The organism is Streptomyces sp. SM1 (genome assembly GCF_002910825.1).
GTDB classification, from domain to species: domain Bacteria; phylum Actinomycetota; class Actinomycetes; order Streptomycetales; family Streptomycetaceae; genus Streptomyces; species Streptomyces okerensis.
Genome location: NZ_NEUB01000813.1, coordinates 1 through 6,405 on the forward strand (window position 1 = coordinate 1; position 6,405 = coordinate 6,405).

The 6,405-nt window shown below is 73.9% G+C and carries 6 protein-coding genes and 2 pseudogenes; 7 read left to right on the forward strand and 1 reads right to left on the reverse strand.

What is annotated here, in order from left to right:
- Positions 1 to 151: 151 nt before the first annotated feature.
- Positions 152 to 1,010 (reverse strand): annotated as a pseudogene (locus tag B9S61_RS25195) (STM4011 family radical SAM protein).
- Positions 1,011 to 1,260: 250 nt separating this feature from the next.
- Between B9S61_RS25195 and B9S61_RS25205 the strand changes: the two are divergent.
- The 7 genes and pseudogenes from B9S61_RS25205 to B9S61_RS25230 form a co-directional block, all read left to right on the forward strand.
- Positions 1,261 to 1,503, forward strand: a pseudogene (locus B9S61_RS25205) (DUF6745 domain-containing protein); the annotation flags it as partial.
- A gap of 88 nt (positions 1,504 to 1,591) precedes the next feature.
- Positions 1,592 to 1,741 (forward strand): hypothetical protein, encoded by a 150-nt coding sequence (locus tag B9S61_RS41050; RefSeq protein ID WP_181007522.1) that lies wholly within the window; start codon positions 1,592 to 1,594, stop codon positions 1,739 to 1,741.
- A gap of 73 nt (positions 1,742 to 1,814) precedes the next feature.
- A complete protein-coding gene (locus tag B9S61_RS25210) occupies positions 1,815 to 2,240 on the forward strand; it encodes an ATP-binding protein (protein ID WP_103544294.1) in 426 nt (141 codons plus the stop codon).
- A gap of 74 nt (positions 2,241 to 2,314) precedes the next feature.
- Complete coding sequence (locus tag B9S61_RS25215) at positions 2,315 to 2,998, forward strand: adenosylcobinamide amidohydrolase (protein WP_103544295.1); 684 nt, start codon at positions 2,315 to 2,317, stop codon at positions 2,996 to 2,998.
- 234 nt (positions 2,999 to 3,232) lie between these two features.
- The gene (locus B9S61_RS25220; protein ID WP_258039847.1) at positions 3,233 to 4,903 is read left to right on the forward strand and encodes a PP2C family protein-serine/threonine phosphatase; all 1,671 of its coding nucleotides are present in this window, start codon (positions 3,233 to 3,235) and stop codon (positions 4,901 to 4,903) included.
- Positions 4,900 to 5,982, forward strand: coding sequence for a B12-binding domain-containing protein (locus tag B9S61_RS25225; RefSeq protein WP_103544297.1), 1,083 nt, complete (start codon positions 4,900 to 4,902; stop codon positions 5,980 to 5,982). Before B9S61_RS25220 ends, B9S61_RS25225 begins: the two co-directional genes overlap by 4 nt.
- A partial coding sequence (locus B9S61_RS25230) for an STAS domain-containing protein (RefSeq protein ID WP_103544298.1) occupies positions 5,979 to 6,405 on the forward strand: 427 nt, incomplete at its 3' end. The genes B9S61_RS25225 and B9S61_RS25230, both read left to right, overlap by 4 nt.

The following is a 6,405-nucleotide window of genomic DNA, read 5'->3' on the forward strand; positions in this document are numbered from 1 at the left end:
GGCGGGAGCGGTGGCCTTGTCCGCGGCGTCCTGGGTCTTGGACGCGGCGGAACGGGCGGTCGTGGTCCTCTGGTTCGTATTCTTGTTCTGTTCACTCATGGACACCGACTTGCCGCTGTCCCCCGCGGCAAACACGTCCCCGCGCCCGGCGCTACCCGGCGGGCGCCGGAATCCGTTCCAGAACGCCTCCCGCGAACACGTCGTACAGCGGCAGCGTTTCGAGGTGGACGTAGCCGATGTGGCAGTCGCAGGTGGTGAGCGGGCAGGGGCGGGCAGGGGCGTGGGCGCAGCGCCTGCCGGTAGCTGCCGTGGTAGAGGTTGCCGAGTTCCGCGCGGACGAAGTGGCACCGGCGGACCGTGCCCTCGCCGTCGACCGAGATCACCGACTCCCTCGTGCGACAGGGCAGGCCGGCGCTGGCGTGGGGGTGGCGGCTGTAGGGGAACAGCGGGTCCAGCGCGGTCCACACGTCGGCCTCGGCGTCGTCGTAGGTGTGACCCTCGGCGGCGTTCACCCACAGATACGCCTCCTCCGGCAGGTCGGCGCGCAGTCGCCGGGCCGCTTCGAGGTGCTGCGGCAGTCCGACGATGCCGACGCTGAACCGGATGCCGAGACGGACCAGTTCACGGCACTTGGCGAGGAAGCGTGGGTAAGGCGTCTGGCCCGGGTGGTACGTGCACCACAGGGCGAGGGTGTCCCGGTCGGCGTCGGCCAGCCAATCGGTCCGGCAGCTGAGGTTGGTCTGGATGGCGACGCGGCGGATGTGGGGCAGATGGAACAGACGGGTCAGGGTGTTCCGGTACCAGGAGCGGACCAGGGCCTCGCCCCAGGGGGTGAAGAGGAGGGCGAGCCGGTCGGCGGTCTGCTCGGTGGCCCAGTCGGCGAACCGCTCCAGGCGAACGCGGTCCGCGCGCAGTTGCTCCCGGCTGTCGCGGCGCTTGGCGAAGGGGCAGTACGGGCAGTCGTAGTCGCAGGAGGCCAGCGGGCCGCGGTAGAGGAGGGTCAGGTCCATGGGGCGGGGCCCACTTCCGCGCGTAGCCGGCCATGGCGGCCTGTACGGCCGGGGAGAACAGCTCCGGTCCGATCGCGTCGGAGTGGGCCAGGCCCTCGGGGGTCAGGCGCAGGACGCCGGCAGCGGGGCCGCCGTCCTCGAGCCAGCCGCGGCCGGCGCAGCGGGACAGCTCGGCCGCGAAGTCGTCCCCCGGGGTGCGGCCGTCGAACCGGGCGCGGCCGTCGAACCGGGCGCGGTAGTCGGCGAGGTCTACCTGTCCGACTCCGGGGCGCGGCCCCTGCACCGGGACGCGACGGGCACGCTCTGGCGCATCGACCTGGCCGGTGACGAACCGGTCGTCATGGTCGAGGTCCTCAACTCCACACCCGAACCGGACGGCACCCACCGCACGTACTGGCTGCGTGTCCCGCCCGCCACCCGGACGGCCCGGGAAGGGGTGGCGTGGACGTTCGGCCTGGGAGCCGAGGTGTACGAGCCGCTGCGGGAGACGTGAGCCCGGCGGCCGCAGGGCTGACTCCGCCCGCGGGGGGTAGGCGGAGTACGGCAGGTTCCGATGCGTACACCCAGGAAAAGGAGCACCGATGCCCAGCATGATCGAGCGCGTCAAGCGTTTCGCCAGGAGCCCCCAGGGGCGGCGTACGACCGAGCAGGTGCGCCGGGCCGCGGCCGACCCCCGCCGCCGGGCCCAGGCCCAGCGACTGCTGGGCAGGCTGCGCGGCGGCCGGCGTTGAGTCCCGGCCCACTCCCGCGCGCGGCCCGGCAGCCGACGACCGGGCCGCGCGACCGTGACGAGGAAGGACCGCCATGACCGGATCGTCGGTCCGCGCAGTGGGCTGGGCACGCTCACTGCCGCTGGACAGCGAGGTGAAGGCGGCCCGGGACTGGGCACGCGGGCACCTCCGCGCGCTGGGCTGGACCACCACCCACCCCGAGACGGTGGACGCCGTGCTGCTGACCGTGTCGGAGCTGGTCACCAACGCCCACCGGCACGCCCACAGCACCGCCCAACTGATCATGACGTGGGATCAGTCCTGCCTGCACATCTCGGTGCACGACACCTCGGCCTCCCTTCCGGCGCCCCGGGATCCGAGCACCGAACGGGTCGGCGGGCGCGGCATGTTCCTCGTGGACGCCCTGGCCGACGCGTGGAAGGCACATCCCTGTCCCCACGGCAAGACCGTCACCGCCTGCTTCCGCGGTCCCGGGGCGGAGGTGCGGCCGCGGCACTGACCGGGCCCCGTGCGCGCGGTGCGGGCGTGCGGCCGTACGATCGGCCGGTCCTATCCTGCAAGGAGCCCCGCCCGGTGACCGCCGTACTCCCGCCGCCCCGCACCACCGCCCGCACGCTCGCGTGCCCGCGGCGTCTGACCCGTGAGGAGGACGGTGAGCGGCTGCACGCACTGCTCTGGGTGACGGGTCCCGGCCGCCGGATGATCAGCAGCTCGGTGCTCGGCGGCGGCATCGGCGAGCGGGCCTGGGTCCTCAACGCGCAGGTCTCCCACGGCTACCGGCGCACCGACCCCGACCGGCATCTCGCCGGTCTCGCCGCCGCCTCCGGCGCGGAGGGTCCGGGAGCGGGGCTGATGACGGCGGCGGACGTCTCGGCCTACGCCCACGGACACGACGAGGGCGTGGACGCCTTCGTCACGGCCGGCATCGACGTGCGGGGCTGGGCCGCCGTGCCCGGCGCGGGTGCGGACGCGCCGCAGGCACCGGGCACGATCAACATCGTCGCCGCCCTACCGGTGCCGCTGAGTGACGCCGCCCTGGTCAACGCTGTGGCGACCGTCACGGAGGCGAAGGTGCAGGCGCTCGTGGAGGCCGGTCACGACTGTTCCGGAACGCCCACCGACGCGGTGTGTGTGATGGCCGGCACACCTGTCCCCGGCGAGGAGACGTACGCCTTCGCCGGGCCCCGTTCCCTGTGGGGAGCGCGACTGGCCCGGGCCGTCCACCGCGCCGTGGGGACGGCCGTGGCGGTGCGCTGAGGCCACCGCCGCACGGCACGGCCCGTCGTGGACGGGGCCGACGAACCGCGGACTTGAGAGAAGGATGATGGAGAGAGCCAGGACTGGGCACCCGGTTCGTGGGTACGCAGCCGCCGACGAGCAGGCCGGCCCCCGGGTCGGTTGCTTCGGCGGTGACGGATGGGGGACCGTGGCAGCTACACCGAATTTTCCGACAGAGAGGTGGTGGGGCGCGCACGACGCGTGCCTGCGCCTGTGATTTCTTCCCCCGGCCCACCCGCCCACCCGCGCGTCACGCACGTCCGTGACGGTCCGTCGTGGCAGGACGCCCCCTACCCGGTCCTGGTCCTCGGCGAGAACGGCACGGTCGTGGACCTGAACCCGACCGCCCGGCAGGTTCTGGCGGACCGTCGCGAGGGAGCGCCGGGAGCGGACGAGGTGCCGTCCTGGCTGGCGGAAGCGCACCGGAGTCTCACCGCGGCGGCCGGCGTCCCGGCGAAGACCTTCCAGGTCTCCGGGGAGATCGCCGGCCGGTTCTTCGAGGCGCACCCCGGCCCGTTCGCGGACGGCGAGGTCGTCTGGTGGCTGGTCGACGCCACCGGCCGCCGCGAGGCCGAGATCTCCCTGCTCGACGCCCGGGAGCAGGCGGCGATCCGCGCCATGGTCTCCAGCACCCTGCTGTCGTCGCTGAACGTGCCGCGCTGCGCCGAGGTCGCCACGCAGTTGGCGGCCGAGCACCTGGCCGACGCGGCGCTGCTCGTCCTGCCGCCCGTCGGGCGCCGCTACCCCGTGACCCAGGCCCTGCGCGGCGGATCCGCCACGCACACCTCGCATCAGATCGATCCCCGCGACGTACCGGGGCTGGCCGAGGCCCTCCAGGGGTTTCCGCCGGTACCCGCGCGCTGGATCGACCCCGCGGCCCTTCCCGACTGGGTCGTGCCGGCGGGCTTCGGCGGAGCGGTCGGCTCCGTCATCGTCACGCCGCTTCCCGGTCACGGGGTGTCCGCCGGCGCGCTGATCCTGCTCCGCTCCGGCACGGTGCAGGCGTTCGGCCCGGAGGAGGAGGCGTTCACCCGCCTGTTCGCCGCTCGGGCGGGTGCCGCCCTGTCGGCCGCGCGCCTCTACAGCGAGCAGAGCGCGATCACGGCCACGCTCATGCGGGAACTGCTGCCGCCGACGCTGGAGAACGTGCACGGGGTGGACTACGCGGGGCGCTATCGCGCCGCCAGCGACCACGAGCGGATCGGCGGCGACTTCTACGACGTCCATCCCGGGGCGGACGCCTCGCAGGAGACGTTCGTCGTGCTCGGCGACGTGGCGGGCAAGGGCCTCGATGCGGCGGTCCTCACCGGGAAGATCCGCAACACGCTGCACGCGCTGCTGCCGCTGGTGTCCGACCACGAACAGGTCCTCAACCTGCTCAACGGCGCCCTGCTCAGCTCGCACCACACACGCTTCGCCACCATCGTGCTGGCCTGCGTCAGGCGCGAGGACGACGGCCGGGTCCGGCTCCGGCTGACCAGTGCGGGCCACATGCCGCCGCTCATCGTCCGCGCCGACGGACGCGTCGAGGAGGCGGCCACCCACGGCACCCTGGTCGGAGCACTGTCCTCGGTCACGGTGCAGACGGCCGAGGAGTGGCTCGCCCCCGGCGAGACCTGCCTGCTCTACACGGACGGCATCACCGAGGCCCGCGGCGGCCCCCTGGGCGACGAACTGTTCGGGGAGCACCGGCTGCTCCAGGCCCTGGAGGAGTGCGGCGGTATGCCGGGGGAGGCGGTCGTGGAGCGGGTGCAGATGCTGGCCGCGCAGTGGCTGGGCAACGGCAGCCACGACGACATGGCCACCCTCGCCATCAGCGCGCCGCGCACGGCCCCGCCGGGGGCGGACGGCAGCGGGAACGAGCATTCGAGGAGGACGACGTGAGCGGGCCCCCCTTGTCAGCGGCGGAGCTGCGTGAACGGCTCTGGCATGCGGTGATCGAGGGCGCCGAGTACGACGCCGTCGACGCGGTGAACGCCGGTCTGGACGCGGGCTGGGACGAGGAGGCCCTGCTGCTCGACGTCGTCGCGGCGGTACAGGAGAAGATCGGTGCCGAATGGGCCGCCGACCGGATCACCGTGGCACAGGAGCACGCGGCCACCGCCATCAACGAGCGGGTGATCGCCGTCCTCGTCCACCGTCGGCCGCAGGACGGGCCCGACGCCCCGTCGCGCGGGCGGGTGACGGTCAGCTGCGTCGACGGCGAGTGGCACGCCTTCCCGGCCCGGCTCGTCGCCGAAGTGCTGCGGCTGCGGGGCTGGCAGGTGGACTATCTGGGCGCCCAGACGCCGACCCCCCATCTCGTCGCCCATCAGCACCGCACCAACTCCGACGCCGTTCTGCTGTCCGGGTCGATCTCCACGCACCTGCCGGCCGCGCACGCGGCGATCACGGCCTGTCAGGCGGTCGGAGTGCCGGTGGTGGCCGGCGGCAGGGCCTTCGGCACGGACGGCCGGCACGCCCGGGCTCTGGGCGCCGACGCGTGGGCACCGGACGCCCGTGGCGCGGCCGCCGCCCTGGAGGCCGGTCTGTCACGGCCCAAGGCGGTCCGGGCCGCGGTCGACGACCTGCCGCACCTGGCCGACCAGGAGTACACCATGGTCGTCCGGTCCCGCAGCCGCCTGGTCAAGCAGGTGCTGGCCGAGCTGGAGAGCCGGTTCCCGGCGATGCGCGATTACAGCGACGCGCAGCGGGAGCGGACCGCCGAGGACCTGGTGCACATCATCGACTTCCTGACCACCGCCCTGTACCTGGACGACGCGGAGGTGTTCACGGGATTCCTCCGGTGGACCTCCGAGGTGCTCACGGCCCGCGGCGTCCCGGTGCGCTCCCTGGCCTTGGGACTCGACATCCTCGGTGAGCAGTTGCACGACTTTCCCCGGGCGCTGCGTCTCGTCCACGAGGGCGCGGCCGCCCTGCAGGACGGGGTGGACGCCGCCGCCGCTCCCGGCACCGCGGTATGAGCGGGGCCCGCCACGCCGGTGTCCGTCCCGCCTCCGGCCGGGAGACCGCCACACTGACGGTGCGCGTGGCCGGTGAACTCGACGGCACCGGGGGCGCGGAGCTGACCGCCGTCGTGGTGGCGCGTCTGACCGGGCCGGAGCCGCCTCGGGCCGTGCGGCTGGACTTCCGCGCCCTGGCGGGCATCGACCGGCTGGGGCTGGCCGAACTGCTCATGATCCGCCGTCACACCAGCGCCGCGGGCGCGGTTCTGCACCTGGACAACCGGCCCGCGGCCCTCGATCGTCTCCTGCGCCGGACCAACGTCCTCGAGCACCTCACGGCCACGGACACGGTGGGGGCGCCGGCGGAGCACGCGGGCGCCGGCCTGGTGCACGGCCCGCGGCCCTCGATCGTCTCCTGCGCCGGACCAACGTCCTCGAGCA

Bases quoted from the DNA above. Each gene is read 5' to 3' on its own strand.
- B9S61_RS41050 (WP_181007522.1), top strand. From the start codon at position 1,592: ATGCCCAGCATGATCGAGCGCGTCAAGCGTTTCGCCAGGAGCCCCCAG.
- B9S61_RS25210 (WP_103544294.1), top strand. From the start codon at position 1,815: ATGACCGGATCGTCGGTCCGCGCAGTGGGCTGGGCACGCTCACTGCCG.